At 63.2% G+C, this 19,598-nt stretch carries 15 protein-coding genes and 3 tRNA genes; 10 read left to right on the forward strand and 8 right to left on the reverse strand.

Annotated elements, in window-relative coordinates; translation table 11 throughout:
* Positions 1-71 precede the first annotated feature (71 nt).
* The 5 genes from ATC04_RS07030 to ATC04_RS07050 all read left to right on the forward strand — a co-directional run bounded on the left by ATC04_RS07030 (position 72) and on the right by ATC04_RS07050 (position 5,677).
* Positions 72-1,187 carry a S16 family serine protease gene (locus tag ATC04_RS07030; RefSeq protein WP_052772418.1) on the forward strand — a complete coding sequence of 372 codons (1,116 nt, stop codon included), beginning with the start codon at positions 72-74 and terminating at the stop codon, positions 1,185-1,187.
* A gap of 212 nt (positions 1,188-1,399) precedes the next feature.
* Positions 1,400-4,360: a UPF0182 family protein gene (locus tag ATC04_RS07035; RefSeq protein WP_231735932.1), complete on the forward strand. Its 2,961-nt coding sequence runs from the start codon at positions 1,400-1,402 to the stop codon at positions 4,358-4,360.
* Positions 4,361-4,424: 64 nt separating this feature from the next.
* Positions 4,425-4,498: transfer RNA gene (locus ATC04_RS07040), tRNA-Met, on the forward strand.
* A gap of 841 nt (positions 4,499-5,339) precedes the next feature.
* Positions 5,340-5,416, forward strand: a tRNA-Met gene (locus tag ATC04_RS07045).
* A 184-nt stretch (positions 5,417-5,600) separates the two neighbouring features.
* Positions 5,601-5,677: transfer RNA gene (locus ATC04_RS07050), tRNA-Met, on the forward strand.
* Between the two features lie 122 nt (positions 5,678-5,799).
* Here the strand turns inward: ATC04_RS07050 and ATC04_RS07055 are convergent.
* From ATC04_RS07055 to ATC04_RS07070, 3 genes are all read right to left on the reverse strand, one after another.
* Positions 5,800-7,008 carry an IS1249 family transposase gene (locus tag ATC04_RS07055; protein ID WP_082123928.1) on the reverse strand — a complete coding sequence of 403 codons (1,209 nt, stop codon included), beginning with the start codon at positions 7,006-7,008 and terminating at the stop codon, positions 5,800-5,802.
* Positions 7,009-7,217: 209 nt separating this feature from the next.
* Positions 7,218-7,949: a PspA/IM30 family protein gene (locus tag ATC04_RS07065; protein ID WP_047119532.1), complete on the reverse strand. Its 732-nt coding sequence runs from the start codon at positions 7,947-7,949 to the stop codon at positions 7,218-7,220.
* A 74-nt stretch (positions 7,950-8,023) separates the two neighbouring features.
* Complete coding sequence (locus ATC04_RS07070) at positions 8,024-10,081, reverse strand: TPM domain-containing protein (RefSeq protein WP_047119531.1); 2,058 nt, start codon at positions 10,079-10,081, stop codon at positions 8,024-8,026.
* 240 nt (positions 10,082-10,321) lie between these two features.
* Here ATC04_RS07070 and ATC04_RS07075 point away from each other — a divergent pair, with 240 nt between their 5' ends.
* From ATC04_RS07075 to ATC04_RS07090, 4 genes are all read left to right on the forward strand, one after another.
* Positions 10,322-11,869 carry a trypsin-like peptidase domain-containing protein gene (locus ATC04_RS07075; protein ID WP_047119530.1) on the forward strand — a complete coding sequence of 516 codons (1,548 nt, stop codon included), beginning with the start codon at positions 10,322-10,324 and terminating at the stop codon, positions 11,867-11,869.
* A gap of 199 nt (positions 11,870-12,068) precedes the next feature.
* Complete coding sequence (locus tag ATC04_RS07080; RefSeq protein ID WP_113606484.1) at positions 12,069-12,890, forward strand: electron transfer flavoprotein subunit beta/FixA family protein; 822 nt, start codon at positions 12,069-12,071, stop codon at positions 12,888-12,890.
* Between the two features lie 13 nt (positions 12,891-12,903).
* Positions 12,904-13,848: an electron transfer flavoprotein subunit alpha/FixB family protein gene (locus ATC04_RS07085; RefSeq protein WP_047119529.1), complete on the forward strand. Its 945-nt coding sequence runs from the start codon at positions 12,904-12,906 to the stop codon at positions 13,846-13,848.
* Positions 13,845-14,606 (forward strand): PIG-L deacetylase family protein, encoded by a 762-nt coding sequence (locus tag ATC04_RS07090; RefSeq protein ID WP_047119528.1) that lies wholly within the window; start codon positions 13,845-13,847, stop codon positions 14,604-14,606. Before ATC04_RS07085 ends, ATC04_RS07090 begins: the two co-directional genes overlap by 4 nt.
* 82 nt (positions 14,607-14,688) lie before the next feature.
* On the opposite strand, the gene ATC04_RS07095 is transcribed toward ATC04_RS07090, so the two are convergent.
* From ATC04_RS07095 to ATC04_RS07105, 3 genes are all read right to left on the reverse strand, one after another.
* On the reverse strand, positions 14,689-15,294 hold the full coding sequence (locus ATC04_RS07095; protein ID WP_047119527.1) for an anti-sigma factor: 606 nt from the start codon (positions 15,292-15,294) through the stop codon (positions 14,689-14,691).
* 121 nt (positions 15,295-15,415) lie between these two features.
* Positions 15,416-15,877: a tRNA (cytidine(34)-2'-O)-methyltransferase gene (locus ATC04_RS07100; protein WP_047119526.1), complete on the reverse strand. Its 462-nt coding sequence runs from the start codon at positions 15,875-15,877 to the stop codon at positions 15,416-15,418.
* A gap of 42 nt (positions 15,878-15,919) precedes the next feature.
* On the reverse strand, positions 15,920-16,819 hold the full coding sequence (locus tag ATC04_RS07105) for a J domain-containing protein (protein ID WP_160309085.1): 900 nt from the start codon (positions 16,817-16,819) through the stop codon (positions 15,920-15,922).
* Between the two features lie 115 nt (positions 16,820-16,934).
* Between ATC04_RS07105 and ATC04_RS07110 the strand changes: the two genes are divergently transcribed.
* A complete protein-coding gene (locus tag ATC04_RS07110; RefSeq protein WP_047119525.1) occupies positions 16,935-17,834 on the forward strand; it encodes a diacylglycerol kinase family protein in 900 nt (299 codons plus the stop codon).
* Here ATC04_RS07110 and ATC04_RS07115 read toward each other — a convergent pair.
* Together ATC04_RS07115 and folP are read right to left on the reverse strand one after the other, a co-directional pair.
* A complete protein-coding gene (locus ATC04_RS07115; RefSeq protein ID WP_052772413.1) occupies positions 17,831-18,568 on the reverse strand; it encodes a dihydrofolate reductase family protein in 738 nt (245 codons plus the stop codon). The genes ATC04_RS07110 and ATC04_RS07115 overlap by 4 nt on opposite strands.
* Before the next feature lie 17 nt (positions 18,569-18,585).
* Positions 18,586-19,512: a dihydropteroate synthase gene (gene folP, locus ATC04_RS07120; RefSeq protein WP_047119524.1), complete on the reverse strand. Its 927-nt coding sequence runs from the start codon at positions 19,510-19,512 to the stop codon at positions 18,586-18,588.
* Positions 19,513-19,598: the final 86 nt, after the last annotated feature.

The raw sequence follows: 19,598 nt of genomic DNA on the forward strand, positions 1-19,598 counted from the left end.
TTCAGTAGGGTTAACAGTAGCCTTGCCATTCTTGGCATTGCTGCATCAAACTTCGGTCAGGAGCAGGGTACGTGTACGAACAGGAACCAGTCATTTCAGCCAGCGACTCGGCTCCCACCGGCGCGCCTGGCAAGGGTTCCCCGGGAGTGCGACGCACCAGCGCCGGAATGGTAGCCCTGCTGCTCATCGGCGTGATGATGTTCCTGCCCACGAACTTCGTGATCCGCTCGCCGGGGCCGGTGCTCAACACCCTTGGCGAAGTCGACGGCACCGAACTGATCACCATCGAGGGCGCCAAGTCCTATGAGTCCGAAAGCACACTGGACATGCTCACGGTGTTCGTCCAGGGCGGCGGCACCAACCGGGTGACCATCCCGGTGGTGCTTGAGGCGCTGTTCAACCCGACGAAAGACATCGCCCCCGAGGAAACCGTCATCCCGCGCGGCGTGACTACCGATGAGCAGTCTGAGCAGAACGACATGCAGATGGTTTCCTCGCAGGACCAGTCGGTGGCCGCTGCGCTGACCGAGCTGGGCTACGACTTCAAGACGTGGCTGGATGTTGCAGGCTTCGCCACCGAGACGAACCAGTCGGTCCTCAAGGAAGGGGACCGGCTGCTGAAGTTCGAGGGCAAGGACATCACGTCGCTTGAGCAGCTGAAGGCTGACCTGGACAAGCACGGCGAGGCGCCGGCGACGATGACCATCCAGCGCCCCGGCGGCAAGGACAATGCCAGGCAGATGGACGTTGAAGTTTCCACGACGCTGGGGGACACGGGCAACCGGCAGCTGGGCGTGCTGCTGAACACCACCCATGATTTCCCGATCGACGTGAAGTTCGGAGTCGAGAACATCGGCGGCCCCAGTGCCGGCATGATGTTCGCCTTGGCGATCATCGACCGGCTCACCGAGGGATCCCTGGCCGGGGACCACCATATTTCCGGAACGGGAAGCATCGACCAGGCCGGCAACGTCGGTCCCATCGGCGGCATCGCCCAGAAAATGGTCTCCGCCAAGAAAGAAGGGGCGACGGTGTTCCTGGCCCCGGCGGAGAACTGCTCGGAAGTCGTCGGGCGAGTTCCCGACGGCTTAGATGTTGTCAAGGTATCGACGTTGCACGAAGCTCGCGAAGTCCTTGAAAAGGTCGCCGGCGGCGCAGATCCGGCCAGCATGGCGACCTGCGAATAGATTTAGCTGCGCATCACGGGAAGAATGTGGTGCAGGCAGCAAGACTGGTGCGTATCGCTCGCACGTGGATTAGGTACATGAGTTCTGACGTGAAAGCAGCGTCTGGGACACAAGGTAAGGAATAAATAGTGTCATACGGATCGGATACACCGTCCGGGGGCCCACCGCGGCCCCGCCAACCGCAGCAACCGTCCAGGCCCTCGGGCAAGAAGGTGTCGCCGCTGACTCTGACCATCTTCGCGGTGGTCATCCTGGTCGCGGTGTTCGTTTTCCTGTCCAATTTCTACGCAGATATCCTGTGGTTCAATCAGCTGGGCTACTCCGAGGTCTATTGGACCGAACGCATCGCCAAGGTGGTGATCTTCCTGATCGCCCTGCTCCTCATGGCCGTCCCGATGTGGTTCTCCATGCGCAGCGCCTACAAGCACCGTCCGGTGTACGCGCCGGACGGCGGGCGCGCAGACTCGATGTCGCGCTACCAGAGCCAGCTGGAGCCGGTGCGCCGTTTCCTGATGATCGGCATCCCGCTGGTGGTCGGCATCTTCGCCGCCGTGGCTGTCGCCGGCCAGTGGAAGACCATCCTGCTGTTCCTCAACCGCACCCCGTGGGGCAGCACCGATCCGCAGTTCAACATGGATCTGTCCTTCTTCATGTTCTCGCTGCCGTTCATCGCGCTGCTCAACGGATTCCTGATTTCGGTAGTCCTGCTCAGCGGTGTGGCCGGTCTGCTGACCCACTACCTGTACGGCGGCATCCGCGTTGAGGAACGCGGCGGCATCACCATCGGCAAGGCCGCGCGTGTGCACACCGCGATCGTGGTGGCGGTCTTCCTGCTGCTGCAAGCCGTGAACTTCTGGATCGGGCAGTACGAAACCCTGACCGACCAGTCCGGCCGCGTGGCCGGTGCACTGTACCGCGACGTGCATGCGGTGATCCCGGCCCAGATGATCCTGGCGATCGTCGCCGTGCTGATTGCCATTACCTTCGTGATCGCCGCCATCACCGGCCGCTGGCGCCTGCCGCTGATCGGCACCGCCATGCTGGTGATCACCATGATCGTCGCCAGCGGCGTCTACCCGTACATGGTGCAGCAGTTCCAGGTCGTGCCTTCCCAGCGTGCGCTGGAAAGCCCGTACATCGAGCGCAACATCGAGATGACCCGACAGGCCTACGGCCTGGACGACATCGAGGTCACCCAGTACGACGCGACCGTGACCACCGAGAAGAACGCGCTGGCCGAGGAAACCGCGACCACCGCGAATATCCGCCTGCTGGACCCGAACCTGGTGTCCGCCGCCTTCGCGCAGCTGCAGCAGTTCCGCGGCTACTACACCTTCGCCGACACCCTGAACGTGGACCGCTACAAGGTCGACGGCAAAGTGGAGGACACCGTGATTGCGGCCCGCGAAGTGAACGTTTCGCCGACCGACACCTGGGTCAACCAGCACATCTCCTACACCCACGGCTACGGCCTGGTGGCCGCCTACGGCAACCGCGTCGCGGCCGGCGGCCGCCCGGACTTCATGCTCGGCGGCATCCCGACCAGCGGCACCCTGGCCAGCGACAAGGACTACGAGCCCCGCATCTACTTCGGCGAGAACTCGCCGCAGTACTCGATCGTCGGCGGCCCGGACGAGGGCTGGGACGACCGCGAGCTGGACCGCCCGAGCACCAGCGGCGACTCCCAAGACACCCGCTACACCTTCACCGGCGACGGCGGACCGAACGTGGGCAACATGTTCAATCGCATCGTCTACTCGCTGAAGTTCGCCTCTACCGACCTGTTGCTTTCGCAGGACGTTAACGCCGATTCGCAGATCCTCTACGACCGCGATCCGCGTGAGCGCGTCAGCAAGGTCGCACCGTACCTGACCTTGGATTCGAACGCCTACCCGGCGATCGTCGACGGTCGCGTGCAGTGGATCATCGACGGCTACACCACGTCGAACAACTTCCCGTACTCCCAGCAGCAGCAGCTGTCCTCCGCGGTCACGGATTCCCTGACCAACGCCCAGGACATCGATGCGCTCAACGGACGCGTGAACTACCTGCGCAACTCGGTCAAGGCCACGGTTGACGCCTACGACGGCTCGGTGAAGCTGTACGCCTGGGATGACGAGGATCCGCTGTTGAAGTCCTGGCAGAGCGTCTTCCCGAACACCATCAGCCCGATGTCGGACATGTCTGCGGAACTGATGGAGCACGTTCGCTATCCGGAGGACATGTTCAAGGTGCAGCGCGAGGTCCTTTCGACCTACCACGTTGACGATCCCGGAACCTTCTACGAGGCCAATGATGCCTGGGCCGTCCCGGACGACCCGACGACCGCGAACACAAAGGTCAAGCAGCCTCCGTTCTACATGTCGCTGAAGATGCCAACGCAGGACGAGGCATCGTTCTCGCTGACTTCGACGTTCATCCCGGCCAGCTCGGCCAGCGGCCAGCAGCGCAACGTGATGTTCGGCTTCCTCGCAGCCAATGCGGATGCTGGAACCAAGGCGGGCGTCAAGGCCGAGGACTACGGCAAGCTCAGGCTGCTGGAACTTCCGACGGACACGGCAGTGCCGGGTCCGGGCCAGGCCCAGCAGAACTTCGACACGAACACCAAGGTGACCCAGGAGCTCAACCTGCTTCGCCAGGGTGCCTCGGAAGTCAAGAACGGCAACCTGCTGTCGCTGCCTGTTGGCGGCGGTATCCTCTACGTGCAGCCGGTCTACGTCCAGTCCTCGGGTGCCACGAGTTACCCGACGCTGCGCAAGGTGCTGGTGGCCTTCGGTGACCAGGTCGGCTTCGCCGATACGCTTGCCGAAGCACTTGACCAGGTGTTCGGTGGCGACTCGGGCGCTGTGACCGGTGAAACCGGCGCCAAGCCTGGTGAGAAGCCGAGTGACGGCGACAATGGATCGAAGCCGACGCAGACCGACGCCCAGAAGCTCTCTGATGCTCTGAACGCCGCGAACGCTGCGATCAAGGCCGGACAAGAAGCCTTGGCCAAGAACGACTTCGCCGCCTACGGCAAGTCGCAGAAGGATCTGGAAGCCGCACTGCAGAAGGCCATCGAGGCCGATGCAGCTATCAACGGAACCCCGGAGAAATCCGAGACCCCGGCCCCGGAACAGGGCAGCGAACAGGGAACTGAATCGCCTGCCCCTACCGACGGGAACAACGGTTAATCCAGTTGGCACGAATGCCCGATTTGCGTTTCACTCCGCGATGATGCAATAATTGACTAGTCATCGCGGGGTGGAGCAGTTCGGTAGCTCGCCGGGCTCATAACCCGGAGGTCAGAGGTTCAAATCCTCTCCCCGCCACGAAAGCCAAAAAGACGGAAGCGTAAGCTTCCGTCTTTTTGCATTTCCGAGCTGTGGGTTCGCGCGATGCCCACGTCAAGGAGGCGGATTTTCCGAGGTGCCGGTGGCCGTGCTCGGGGCTCTTCGCGCAGCTCAATACCAATGGAGCGCAGTCTTCCGGCCCGGTGCATCTCCAGGGCGGGCGGGTTAGGATCGGGTTCAATGCGGCTTCGGCTTTCAGTAGTCTGCGCAAGGTTCAGCAAATCAATCCATACCGCGAATCGCGCCCTGCTCATTTCCCACGTAAGACGCTGTTATCCGCCGAGCCATTGAGCGGCCGGGGCTAGCTGGAAGAACTCCGCAATGAATTCCATCCGGAATGCAGGGGAGTAGCGGTATCACTTACTGGCAGCGCACAAGCGCAGCCTTTGGCCGACTGCGCGCTACGGGGTGCGGAGGCGGCCGTGAGGCTCCCCGGCGCCGTTCTGCAGGGCGAAGGAGCAGCGTCAGGGGGTCGGAGGCGTAGGGGTGATCAGGCCCACCAGAGGAATGCGCCCCGACGTCCTGCTCACAGTTGCCCTGAGGCCTTTTCGAGGACTTCTGTCAACAGCGGCCCTTGCCATACGGTTTCGGTTGACTCGACTCATGGCCTCGCTCCGGCTGTTTTCCATGATGGACGGGAGGGACAGTGGCCGCCGGCGGCCGGGTCACTGGTTGTATCGCCGCACACTTTTCCGCCAGAATCTGCGACATCATATTGCCGGCGTGAGCCCGATGGACACCTGAAGGCTGTCGGGTGACGAAAGCCACCGTCGCTCGATTCGCGATTCGGTTTCCCTGTTGGTAATGTTGTATTTACCGACGCGGGGTGGAGCAGTTCGGTAGCTCGCCGGGCTCATAACCCGGAGGTCAGAGGTTCAAATCCTCTCCCCGCCACCAAGGCAAAAGACGGAAGCGAAAGCTTCCGTCTTTTTTCATTTCCGGGCTGGCGGTATCGAACCCGGCCGAAGTCGATGTCCTGGAATATTCCACAGGGGAGTGTCCTCCGAGTTGCATGGTGATGGACGACACGGGTCCCGGATTCGCGTAAATGGTTACGCATTGGTAATGTTGTATTTACCGACGCGGGGTGGAGCAGTTCGGTAGCTCGCCGGGCTCATAACCCGGAGGTCAGAGGTTCAAATCCTCTCCCCGCCACCAAGGCGAATGGAGATCCGAAAGGGTCTCCATTTTGTTTTCCCGGCAAAGTTCAGGGCTATAGGCCAAAATGTGTGTCTGGCCCGGGCATGTTGCCAAGGCCAAACCCCACTATTCATTGATTATCAGTGCGTTGAGGCGCTTCTCCCGCCCCATCCTATCCTCGCGTAAAGCCCTTCCTCAGCGGTCGTCCCTGTGCCATAGAGCTCTGGTCCGATCTGCTCCTCCACGAGGTCTTCAGCTGCTTGTTTCCTCGCCCGCGGCGTGTAGTGTTCGGGCCGGATCAACGCGCCGAGGCTGGTGCGTGAATCCTTGGCGGTATGTTGCCAGCAAAACCATTCCACCGCTGCGCGGCGGTGCTCGGTGGGCATGCCCCGGTGGTGGAAGATCATGGTCCGGATCCCGGAATTGATCGCGCCTTCGATCATGTTCGTTGTGGCATTGATTCCCAGTGCGTGGAGATCTTCTCTGAGATAGGTGAACAGATGCCCACGTTTCAAGGCAGTGTTCATGCTGGAGTAGGCCTTGCGCAACCGGTCATGCGTGTACCACCAGACCCGGGTGCTTCTGATGCCTTTGGGTCGGGTGCCGGTGAAGTCTTTGGCGTAGGTTTTCTCGTTGAGGTAGTGCTGGAATTCGGTGTGCCACGCGGCGAACAGCGCGATCCAGGCGGTGGCTTCGTCCCGGGTCTTGATCCTGGTCAGCCGCAGGCTCAAAGCGCGCAGGGCCTTGCCAGCAGTGGTTTTGGGTTTGAGGGTGAGCTGGGTGCGGACGTTGCGTTGGATATGCACCAGGCAGCGTTGGACCTTCACCTGCGGCCAGAGTTCTTTCAAGGCTTTGAGCAGCCCGCTGCCTCCGTCGGTGACGACGACCTTGGGCTCGGCCAAGGGGCGTAGTAGTTCGAGCCAGGCGACGGACTTCTCTTGGTCGCACCATTGACAGCCGATGACCTTCCCGTTGGCGATGGCGATCAGCGCGCACCAGCCTTTGCGCAGGTAGATCCCGTCGACTTGGATCTCGTCGAAGACTTCTCCGGTGTGGGGAAGGGTGGGGTGCACGTTCCAGCACCAGGCGGTATGCCGGCGGAAGGTGCGGGCGCTGGAAGTCGCGTATTCGGCTTGGGTTTGCTTGCTGAGGATCCAGCCGACGAAGGCGGTGAGTTGGTTGCGGGCAGTGGTATCTGCCCGGGTCAGGGTGCTTGAGGCGCCGCAGCTGGTGCAGCGCCATCGTTGGGTGCCTTTGGAGGTGGTGCCGTTTTTCTTGAGTGGAAAATGACAGATACTACAGAGGTGGGTTTGTCTACTATCTTTCACACTTATGGATTCAATACCCATGTGATTGCTGATCCTGCCCCGGGTTGCCGGGGCGGGATCAGGATTGCAGACACACTTTTTGGCCTATAGCCCAAAGTTCACCGGACACGTGCCGGCAGGGTCGCACTGCGCCGGTTGGCTAAAACGGGAAAGGGGCTCGAGCCTGGCAAGACAATGAAAATGTCTTGCCAGGGCTCGAGCCCCTTTCCGGCGATCACGCCGGCAGGCGTCTAGCCTTCCAGCTGGCCGGTCTGCTTGGCCTTCAACGCTGCCAAGCGGGCCTCGACCTCGGTCTGCTCACCGAGATCCTCCAAGGACTCAAACTGTGCATCCAGGCTGGAGGACGCTAGCTCCGCCGCACCGCGGACCCGAGCCTCTTCGCGACGGACCTTTTCTTCGAAGCGGCCGATCTCGCTGGACGGATCCATGATGTTGACGGCCTTGACCGCCTCATTGACCTGGTTCTGGGCGTGAGCGGCCTTGGAACGGGCGACCAGCTCATCGCGCTTGCTGGAGAGCTCGGTACGCTTTTCCTTCATCTGGTTCAGGCCGGTCTTCAGCTTCTCGACGATTTCACGCTGGGAAGAGATCGTCGGCTCAGCAGTCTTCATCTCCGATTCAGACTGCATCTGGCGCTGGATGGCCACCTTGGCCAAGTTGTCGAACTTGGCCGCATCGGCGGCGTTTCCTGCGCTGCGGAACTCATCAGCCTTGTTGGAAGCAGCTAAGGCCTTGTTGCCCCAGTCTGCTGCGGCTTGCTGGTCTTCCTTGTAATCGTCTTCGATCATCCGCAGGTTGCCGATGGTCTGGGCAATCGCCTGTTCGGCTTCGGCGATGTTGTCGTTATAGTCCCGAACCATCTGATCCATCATCTTCTGGGGATCTTCTGCGGAATCAAGCAGTGCATTGATGTTGGCCTTCGCCAGCTGGGAGATACGTCCGAAGATTGACTGTTTGGTCATGGTTGCCTCGTCCTGTCTGATTGATGATTATGAAATCGGGTCGTGCACACTTTGAAAAACACTTGGCCGACGGGCTAGAAGCTGCCGCCGCTTCCGCCGAAGCCGCCGCCGTCCCCTCCGCCGAAGCCTCCGCCGCCTCCACCGAAGCCGCCGAAACCACCGCCACCGAACATGCCGCCGTCGCCGTTGTTGCCGCCGCCGTGGCCGCCGTGGAGGATCGAATCAATGAGGATTCCACCGAGCACGGCACCGCCGATGCCGTCGAACATTCCGCCGCGTCCGCGGCCACGGCCTCCGTAGCCGCCGCCGAAGACGTCCCCGCCGCCGAAACCGTTGACGTCCTGTTCAGCCATGCTTGCGGCCTGGTCGGCCAGCTGGATCGCGCGCTGTGCTGACGCAACTGCCGCGGACGGATTACGGTTGGCCTGCGAACGAGCGTCGTCGTAGGCGCGCTGCGCTTCGGAAAGCCGGGTGCGCGCCCAGGAGCGGACGCCGCCGCGGCGGGCACGAATGTAGTCCTCGGTGCCGTTGATCCGCGATTCGGCCGTATGCAGCAGGCTCTGCAGCTGCTCGCGTGCGGCTTGCTCCTGCTCTGCCTGGTTGCGCAGATTGGCCAGCGACGTCGCCAGCGGCTTGCTTGCCTGATCAAGCTGGGCAATGAGGGCCAGTGGGTTGTGCTTGCTACCTATCGACTGCTTGATGTTGTTCAAGGCGCTGAGCACGCCGGCAACGGGACCGGCCAAAGCAGGCTGGGAACCGTTGTTCACCAACGCCTGCGCCTGGGCTACATCCCGCGAGGCGAGCGCTACCGCGGATTCCAAATCCGATTCTGCCTGGCTTAGAGCCGTCGCCGACTTGTTGATGGCTTCAAGCAGGACTTCTGCCTGGTCCTGAGCTTCCTCGGCGTTCTGGATCAGCAGCGCGGCGTTCGCGCGGTCGCTGCCCAGCTGCTCGGAAGCCTGTTTCAGCGCCGAGGCGGCGAAGCTCAAACGGTCAGAGGCCTGCTTGGCATTGTCCAGGATTTGCGAAACCGCGGACTGGTCGTACTTGTCGGTGAGCTGTTCGAGGATCGCAACCCGGGCAGAGAGCTGCTGATTCAGCGGTTCCTGCTCGGCGGCAACTTCGGTGATCCGGGTTTCTGCGTTCTGCTCCAACTGGCGCAGTTTCTTGAAATCCTCGGCATGCTTCTGCAGCGTCTCATTGACCTGCCCGCAGCGATTGATAATTTCGCCGAGCCATGAACGCTGGTCTTGTTCGGTGTCCGGGATGTCGTCATCCAGCTGCTGCTGAAGACGGAACGATTCGGACAGGTGCTGCTTGGCTTGGGCCAGGTCCTGGGTGAACACCTCGATGGACTCTTTGCCGTATTGGGCTTCGGCGAATCCCAGCTCCTGTTCGGAGGAGCGGATTGAGTCATCTGCAGCGACGAGCAGCTGGTCAGCTTGCCGGCGCAGCTGATCCAGTGGAACCAGCTGCTGTTGCGGTACGCCGGAGGATCCGGGGCGCTGTCCTGTTGGTAGCTGCGCTGACTTCGACTTTCCGCGGCGGCTCAACACCATGAAGGCGACGACAGCGCCACCGGCGATGACGATCATGACCCAGAAGAAGCTGAAGCCGGAGGAAGAATTGGAAGAACCGCTTCCGGCGATGGCTCCGCTGTCGACATTCTCAATACCCGCAATGGCGCCCTCTGCAGCACCCAGCCAATCGTCGTCGCTCAAGGCAGGCAGAACGTCATTCGAGAAGATCTCTTGACGGTACTCGTTCACCGGGCTGTTGTTGGAACTACCCAGGAATGCTTGGCGTGACTCGGTGCCGACCACCAAGATGACATCGTTCGTGCCCATGTTCTTCTTGTTGAAGACTTCCTTAGCCCAGTCTTGGGGATTCTCTGGATTAGTGAACTCATCGACATAGATAGCGAATAGGCTGTAACCAGTGTCCTTGCGCAGCTGCGAAATCTGGTCTTCCAGCTGCGACACATCTGAACCAAGTACGTTTGAATTGTCAACAACGAAGTCGCCGGGAGGTATCGTGACCGGAGATTCCGCCATGGCCGGCGATGTCAAACCCACCGCGGCCACCGAGGCCAATAGTGCTCCGGCCACTATGCGCCGAGCTTTGCTACTCATGCTTTCCCCACCTGAACTGCTATGTCGAACTAAAACCAAGGGTGAAACCCCGATTTGGTAAATACAGGAAGCCGTATTCACACTTCGATTTGATTCTATTTGCCCCAGTGAAGCACGTCTACGACATTCCGCTTCCAGAATAGTTACTCACAGGGCGTGCTAAGTTTGCGCAGTTTCATGCCACAGAACGCAACGGAATAATCGAATTCAAGAGATCCTAGAGTCGAAAGAGACGGAACAATGAGCCAGAACCCGAACGAGCCACGCGACAACACTGCTGGTGGCTCTGCACACTCGGGAAGCAATCCCGATGTCAATGTGCCGGCATCGTCTGAGCCGACAGTCAACCTTCCCCGGGTCGGCCAGAACCCCCAGGGCACCGATCAGCCGACCGCCGCCTACCCGCGCTCCAACCACAGCGAGGACGCAACTTCGGAGTACCAGCACGCCGGGGCAGGAAGCTCATACAACTACTCGAATGCCTCGGAGAACACGTCGAGCGCCGCCTATGGTTCGGGGTACTCCGCCTCGGACTCGCAGCACGTGAACTACCCGGTGCCGCCTGAACGCAAGCCATCGGGCAAGAAGACCTTCGCCGGCACCACCCTGGTTTCCGGCATGGTCGCCGCGGCCCTGGTCGGCGGCCTGGCCGCTGCGGGAACGACCTACTTCCTCTCGGACACGGGAAGCGGCAACGGCACCACCACCCCAGCCCCGCAGGCGGGGGTCGTGATCAACAATCCCAACTCCGTCACCGAAGTCACTGCGGCAGCCGCCAAGGCCAGCCCCAGCGTGGTGACCATCGAAGTTTCCGGTGGCGGTTCCAGCGGATCGGGTTCGGGCATCATCCTGGACAATGAAGGCCACATCCTCACGAACACCCACGTGGTGACGCTGGGCGGCAAGGTGGCTGACCCCGACATTTCGGTGCAGACCAATGACGGACAGGTCTACAGCGCGAAGGTCGTCGGCACCGACCCGATGTCGGATCTGGCCGTGATCAAGATCGATGCCAGCAACCTGGTACCGGCAACCCTCGGTAGTTCCGCGGACCTGAACGTCGGCGACACCTCGGTGGCCATCGGCGCACCTCTGGGATTGAGCGGCACGGTGACCGACGGCATCATCTCGACACTGAACCGCACGATTTCCATCGCATCCTCGGCAGTGCCTGAGAACACCGCGCCTGAAAGCAACGGCGACAACGGAAGCCAATTCAACTTCCAGTTCCCCGGCGAAGAACAGCAGCAGCGCTCGGCCGGCACCATCTACGTCAACGTCATCCAGACCGACGCGGCCATCAACCACGGCAACTCGGGTGGTGCGCTGGTCAACTCCAAGGGCGAAATCATCGGCGTCAATGTCGCCATCGCCTCGGCCGGCGGCACCGAGGACTCCGGTTCCATCGGCGTGGGCTTCGCCATCCCGATCGATTACGCCAAGCGCATCGCGAACGACCTGATCGCCAACGGCACCGCCACCCACGGTTTGCTGGGGGCCACCGTCCAGGCTACGGCAGGAGCCAAGGATTCATCCGGCGCCGCGACCACCTCCTTTTCGGTAGGCGCGACCATCGTCGATGTCACCAAGGGTTCGGCTGCGGACAAGGCCGGGCTGAAGTCCGGGGACGTGATCACCTCGGTCAACGGCCGAGCGGTCCGCGACTCGCAGACCGTCACGGCAGCGGTCCGCGAGGTGCCGGCCGGTGGCGAAGCGAAGATCACGTACCTGCGCAACGGGCAGGAGAATACCGCAACGGCCACTGTGGGTTCGTTGAGCAGCAACTAAATATGACTCCAAGAGTCGTCATATTGTCATTGTGAGACACGTGACGCGGTCTGGTGATTAACCAACCGCGTCACGTGTTGTTCTCTGAGCGATAAACGGCAACGGGGTGACCGTTGGTGGATACGATAGAGGCAGATGAAAACTTCCGGCGCCAGATGCCCTGCGCGGCCGGATTCCTTATACTTCGAGGAAGGCGCGAATGAGCGACGCGAGCACTACGCCACTGACCATCGTGGTCTTGGTCAAACATGTCCCAGATGTCCAGTTTGACCGGCATATCGACCAGGAATCCCTGCGGCTGGACCGGTCCGAGTCGGTTCTTTCGGAACTGGACGAGTACGCCGTCGAGGCGGCGCTGGCCCTCGTAGAGGACAACGGAGGGTTCGCGGCGGGTCACCAGGTCATCGCGGCGACCATGGGAGCAGGCAGCTCGGTGAATTCGGTCAAGAAGGCGCTGCAGATGGGCGCCTCCTCGGGGCTCCACCTGAATGACGCAGCGCTCGCCGGTTCGGACGCCGTGGCTACCTCCAAAGCCCTGGCGGCATTGGTGCGCCACGTGCCCAATGTGGATCTCGTGGTCACCGGCATGGCATCCACCGACGCCGAAACCTCGGTGGTTCCGGCGCAGCTCGCCGAACTGCTCGGCTTCGCCCAGCTGACCCATGCCGCCTCGGTGGCCTTCGATGCCTCGGCCCGCGAGCTGACCGTCGACCGCGAGCACCTGAATCAGCGTGTGACCCTCAAGGCAGGCCTTCCTGCCGTACTGTCGGTTACCGATCAGGCCAACGACCCGCGCTACCCGAACTTCAAGGGCATCATGGCCGCGAAGAAGAAAAGCATCGAGGAAGTCGATTTGGCCGGTATCGGCCTGGCTGCGCAGGAAGTCGGGGCTGAGGGCTCCACCACCTCGGTGCTGGCCGCCGAGCAGCGCCCTGCCCGGCCAGCCGGCACCATCATCCATGACAGCGGCGACGCAGGCATTGCCCTGGTCGACTTCCTGGCCGCACAGAAGCTGATCTAAGGACCTATTGAACATGTCTTCTGCACTTGTATTTTTCACCGACCTCAGCGCCGCACCCGGCAAGGCGCAGCGCGAGCTGCTGACCTTGGCCTCGCGCTTCGGGACCGCTGTGGTGGCCGCCGCCACCGAGATTTCCGCCGAGGCCCGCGAGGCCATCGCGGGCTACGGCATCGGCACCGCCTTGCAGGCGGCCAATCCGGGGCGGGGATTCGGCGAGCATGAGCTGGCAGTGCTGGATGCCGCACTGCAGCACACCGATGCGGACCTGGTGCTGCTGGGCAACGACAGCTTCAGCCGCGAACTCGGCGCACGCATCGCGGTACGCCGCAATGCCGCCATCGTCACCGACGTGATCGACGTATCCGCCGAACTGATCGCCACCAAGGATGAGCTCGCCGGAAGCTACACCGCCAGCGCGAAGTCCACCACCGGCGTGCTGATCGCCGCCGTCAAGCCCAACAGCATTGAGGACGCACCGGCAGGCTCCGCAGGCACCGTGCAGGTCACGGATCTGGTCCTCGGCGACGCGGCAGCGCCGAAGGTGAGCATCGTGGCCGTGGAGGAGAAGGTCGCCTCGGAACGTCCGTCGCTGAGCGAAGCCCGCGTGGTGGTTGCCGGCGGGCGCGGCGTCGACGGCGACTTCGGTCCCCTGGAAGACCTTGCCGACGCGCTGGGCGCCGCCATCGGCGCTTCGCGCGCCGCGACCGACGCCGGGTGGATTTCCCATGACGCGCAGGTGGGCCAGACGGGCGTCACCGTGTCGCCGCAGCTGTATATCTCTGCCGGAATCTCCGGGGCGATCCAGCAGAAGGCCGGAATGCAGACTAGCAAGTACATCATCGCAGTGAACAAGGACGTCGACGCGCCGGTCTTCGACATCGCGGATCTGGGGATCGTCGGGGATCTGGCCAAGGTGCTGCCGCAGGCCGCCGCGGAGATCAGGCGCCGCCGAGCATGATCGATACAACCCAATTCATCACTGCCCAAACCGAACGGGTTCTGGCCTTCGCCGCCCACCCGGACGACCTGGACTTCGGTGCGGCCGGAACCATCGCCGCGCTCACTGCGGCCGGTGTCGAGGTGCAGTACTGCATCATGACCGACGGGGACGCTGGCGGATTCGACGAACGCGACCCGCAGGAGACCGCGCGCCTGCGCCACCTGGAGCAGACCGTGGCAGCCTCGAAGGTCGGCGTGAGCACCGTGCACTTCCTCGGTGAGCGCGACGGCTTTCTGGAGCCCACCCATGAGGTCATCCGCAAGGTGGTGCGCCTGATCCGCCAGGTGCGCCCCACCATCGTGATGGCCATGCACCCCGAACGCAACTGGGACCGCATCCAGCGCTCGCATCCGGATCACCTGGCCTGCGGCGAAGCGGTCACCCGGGCGATCTACCCGGCTGTGGAGAACCCCTTCGCCTACCCGGAACTGGTGAGCGACGAGGGCCTGAACGCGTACAAGGTGCCTTGGCTGTGGCTCTACGGGGCTCCGCGCGAGAGGGAAAACGGTTTCGTGGACATCACGAAGTTCTTCGAGCAGAAGATGGATGCGCTGCGGGCTCATTTCACCCAGCACCCCGACGTCGCCTCCATGGAACGCTTCGTGGAGCACCAGTGCCGGACGAATGCCGAACGCGGGGGGCTGCCAGCCGAAGCGCTGGCCGAATCCTTCCACCTGGTCGCCGTGAACGCGGACGACACGATTTCGGGCTTCTAGCGCCGGAGAATATCACAGCACAAAACGCGAGGCGCGTTCCCGAAAGGGAACGCGCCTCGCGTTTTGCGGTCTTGGACGGCGTCTAGTCGTCCGCGCCCGGGGCGTTGGCGCCGCCGGCGCCGTTGTCCTGGGCGTCCGGAACCTCGGAGGCGGCCGGATCCAGCGGCAGGTCCACCGAAGCCTCGGTGTCCTCCGACGGAGCCGAAGGAATCGCGGATCCTTCGACGGTGATGTGGATGGCCAGGACATCGCTGGCCGGGGTCAATCCCGCATCGACGTCGTCTCCGGTGGACGAGGCGACAACGGAAACACCGGTTTCCTCATGGACGGCCCACACGACATACTGCTGGCCGTCGGCAAGACCCGGCAGGCTGGTCAGTTCCACGCCGATGGCGTCTTCCGATTCGGAGGAGCTGAGGACGGCCTGGCCGCCGTTCTTGAGCTGGATGGTCTGCGTCACCGCGTCGTCGGCCTTCGCAGCCTTGGACGCCTTGGGGCCGCCGTTGAGCAGCGAGAAGACCACGAGAGCGAGAACCGCAACGATCACGACGCCGACAACACCGAGGATCCAGCGCTTCGGCTTGGAGCTCCTCTCGGCGCGTGAACTGCTGGCCACTTGGTCAACCAGGTCTAGACCCAGGTCGTCGTCCTGGGGCTCGTCGCGGTGCTGGGAATGGCTACCGTTCATTGTCTTGGTTTCTCCCGGGGTTGTGGTCAAAGTTCAATACCTGCTGATCCGCAGGCACATATCGAGCCTACTTTATAAAGATTGGGTAAACCTGTATACGTGGCCGTACTTCGCTGGTACTTTATGCTCCGGCAAAGCCGTGCTGGCGCCACGCCTCGAAGGCCACGATGGACGCAGCATTAGCCAGATTCAGCGAGCGGCGGCCCGGGAGCATGGGAAGCTTGACCAGGTCGGTGACGCGGGGATGCTTCTTGTCCTCGGCGCTCAGGCCCACCGATTCCTTGCCGAAGAGCAGGATGTCGCTCGGCTCGTAGCTGATATCGCTGTAGATGGTCTGGCCTTCGGAGGTGTAGGCGAAGACCCTGCCTTCCCCGAGAGCTTCGAAGGCGGCCTCGAGATTTTCGTGCACGGTCACGAACGCCAGATCGTGGTAGTCCAGGCCGGCGCGACGCAGGTTCGCGTCCTCGAAGTTGAATCCTAGGGGTTTGACCAGATGCAGTTCTGCACCGGTGATGGCAGATAGTCGGATGGCATTGCCCGAGTTGCCGGGAATTTCTGGGGCATTGAAAACGATACGAAACACACTTCCAGTTTAAGGGGTGCGAGCGCAGATCGATTCATCGGCCTAGTACATGCCGCCGATCAGCCGGGCGAGGACTTCGCGGTCCACGACATTCGGAGAGGGCCCGGAGCCGAGGAACAGCTTGAGCTCGCGCACCAGACCCGCCGCATTGAGCACGTTGGCGGAGCTGGCGAGCGAAGGCTGGGCATTGCGGTGGTACTCGATCACCGGTTCGTGGTGGTTCCCGTTGGAAGCCAGGACCAGCGTGTAGGCGGCGACGTTCATCTGCATGAAGGCCCGCTGCATGCCTGAGATCTGGATTTCCGGGGGCTGGGTCATCTTGTTGCCGTGCCGCAGCACCGAGCCGTCGAAGGCGTAGTAGCCCTCAGGCAGGGTCATCGTGTTGATCACTGCCATCCGGTATCCGGCGGTCAGCACGTGGTCGTAGTGGCCGCCGTTGGGGGAGCGCAGCCCGTTGACCAGGCGTGCCGCCGGGAGCACGTTGAGCACGTTTCTGCTCAGCAGACTGATGGTCGTGGCTTCGCGTTGCAGCCTCGAACGGGAACTGAACAGTCCACGCTTGCGCGGTTCCCCGTGCATCCGCTGCGCGGATCGCTTGGAGTCCAGGGTGGTGAAGTTGACATCGTCCAGCGGCGGAACGTACTCGGTGGGCAGCTGGGCCTTGGGCTGCTGCGGCGTGGTGCGCAGCCGCTCGTCGTACTGGCGGGCGCTGAAGCCTGCCCGCGGCGCCTGGCCCGGCGCCTGGAAGCTGCGCTCGAAGGAGTCATCGGACTGCTGGTCGCTGAGTTGCTGGAACGCGCGCTGGACTTCCTTGAAGGCGTCTTCGCTCCCGCCCAAGTCCGGATGCGTGGCACGGGCAGCCCTGCGGTAGGCAACCTTGATTTCTTCCATGCTTGCCGTGCGGGATACGCCAAGGATTTCATGGGGGCTCGGCGAGCTCATAGTCAGGCAAGTTCCTTTCGGGGCGGCGCATTGTCGCCGACCCTCTCTATGGTATCGAAAGACCTGTGGCCAATGCTTTTCGAAACTGTACGTTCGCTGAGTATTGTCTATAGGCATGGCCACCCAGCAACGCTTCGAGCGCCTTCAGATCGTTTTCCACCCCGCCTCGGGCAGGGGACTGGGATGGCGCCGCGCCAGGCAGTTGGCCGGACGGCTGGCGGATGCGGGCACCGTGGCGCACCTGCTCGACGTCTCCTCCCAGCCGACGGCGCGGATCGCCGCGCAGCTGAAGTCCGCGGACGCAGTGGTGGTCGTGGGCGGTGACGGGCTGATCCACCACGTGGTGCAGGTCTTGGCACGAACCGGGATTCCGCTCGGGATCATCCCGGCGGGCAGCGGCAACGACACCTGGCGCATGCTCCGGGACGCCAATCCGGCGCAGTCGATGGACCGGGTCGCCGCATTCATCGCCGGGAGCGCTGCAGCGCACCCGGTCGACCTGTTGGAAGTCGAATTCGACGAGGCCCCGCAGATCGTGCGGCTGACTGTCGGAGCGATCTCCTGGGGATTCGAGGCAACGGTCAACGCCCGCGCCAACCGGCTGCCGCGCCGGCTGGGTTCGCTGCGCTATGTCGCCGCGCTGCTGCTATGCATCCCGAAGCTCAAGGCCTTCTGCACCGAGGTCGACACCGGCGGGCTGGAGTACGGGGGACCGGCGTTGGCCGCGAGCATCGCCAATATCCGTTCGCTGGGCGGCGGCATCACGTTGTTCGCTTCGGCCGAATTCGACGACGGGCTGGCGGACCTGTCGCTGGTGCGCGGCGAGCGGATCGCCCCGGTGCTCAGGCATGTACCGCGGATACTTGCCGGGAGAAACCATCCGTTCCGGGTCGCCGTCAGGGCGAAGGCATTCCGCGTGGAGACCTCGGAAGACTGCTACGCCGACGGTGAACTGCTGGGCCGCGGAGCATTCAGCGTGCGGGTTGCTCCCGGCGCACTGCACCTGATGCGCTAGCGGTCGGCGCGGTACTCCGCGAACAGCATCGAGTCTTCCTCCAGCAGGGTATGCAGCGTCAGGCTGCGCTGCTGCTCGCTCTGCGAGCGGGCGATGCGCGACCCCGCGCCGGCGGCCAGGACCGGGGAGTAGCTCACGCACAGGGAATCGATCTGGCCGGCGGCGACGAATTGCCCGAAGATGTGTGGTCCGCCTTCGGCATGGATGGCCTGCAGGCCCCGCGAATCGAGGTCGGCGACGATCTGCGCCGGGTCCGGGCCCTGGCCGTTGTCCGCGACCTGGACCAGCTGGACATGCTCCGGATAGCTGTCGCGCTGCTGCCCGGTGACCTGCTCGCAGGTGTAGAGCAGCACCGGCCCGGGCGAGGACGTCAGCACCTCGGCGTCCGGGGCGATGGACAGATGGTAGGACACGATGGCGAGCACCGGGTGGGCGCCCAGCCCGCGGGCGGTGCGCCAGGCCTGGTCCGCGTCGGAGACCAGCGGGCCGGCGTACCCCTCGGCGTGGACCGTGCCGGAGCCGACCAGCACCACATGCGCCGGCCGGCGCAGGAGGTTGAAGATCCTTTGGTCCCCGTCGGAGCCGAGCGCTGCCGACAGCCCGCCGAGCTGCGCGCTGCCGTCGACGCTGGAGACGAAGTTGAAGCGGACGAACGGCCGCCGGGTGCTGGCGTAGCGGGAGAGCAGATACTCGTCGTCGACGTGGTCAATGGGCTGGGGCAGCAGGGCTCGCATGGATCTCCTCGGATGCTCTAGGCGCTGGCTTTGCGTTCGGGATGCGCCGGGGGATTGACGTCTCCCATATTGTGGATCTGCCGCACCGGCTGGCGCCAGCCCTGGGCGGCTTCGATCAGACGCACGGTCTGCACGGATTCCGGGATGTTGTGCATCCGCAGGATCCGCGCCCCGCCCATGGCGCACATCGTGGCCGCGACCATGGAACCGAGCATGCGCTCGGACTTCGGCAGGTCCAGGGTCTCCCCGATGAAGTCCTTGTTGGACACCGCCGCCAGAGCCGGGTAGCCCAGTTCGGCGATGGCCTGGAAACCGGCGGTCAGATCGAGAGTATGGCGGGTGTTCTTGTTCAGGTCGTGCCCGGGGTCGACGATGAGCTTCGAATCCTTGATGCCGACGTCCTTGGCCAGCTGAACCTTGTCCTGCAGGTAGCGGCGCACCTCGGCTAGCACGTCGTCGTAGTGCGGGCGGGGGTAGGTGGTGCGGGGCTTGGCCAGCGAATGGGTCAGCACCAGGTGCACGTCGTTCTCGGCCACCACCTTGGCCAGCTCGGGGTAGGCCAGGCCGGTGGTGTCGTTGATGACGTCGGTGCCGGCGTCGATGGCCGCCTGCGCGACCAGAGGGTGGAAGGTGTCGGCGGAAATCACCACGTCGCTGTGGCGGCGCACCTCGCGGATGACCGGGACCACGCGCTCCGCCTCCTCCCGCCAGGGCAGTTCCGGTCCCGGGGAAAACGGCACCCCGCCGATGTCCACCCAGTCCGCCCCGGCCTCCACCGCGCGCAGCGCCGCCGCCACCGCCTCGTCCAGCCCGAACGTCGACCCGGCGTCGTAGAAGGAATCCGGAGTGCGGTTAATCACCGCCATCACCGCGATCCGGCGCGAGAAATCGATGCTCCGGCGGGCGAACTGGTGAACCGGGACCAGCAGATCTGGCAAGTACATCGGTGGCGGCTCCCTTGAAGTGGCTGGCTGACGGGTTCGGACCTACTTCATCATTCATATCACTGCACCGGGCAAAACCCGTGGTG

Origin of the sequence: Arthrobacter sp. YC-RL1 (genome assembly GCF_001454985.1) — a bacterium.
GTDB classification, from domain to species: domain Bacteria; phylum Actinomycetota; class Actinomycetes; order Actinomycetales; family Micrococcaceae; genus Glutamicibacter; species Glutamicibacter soli.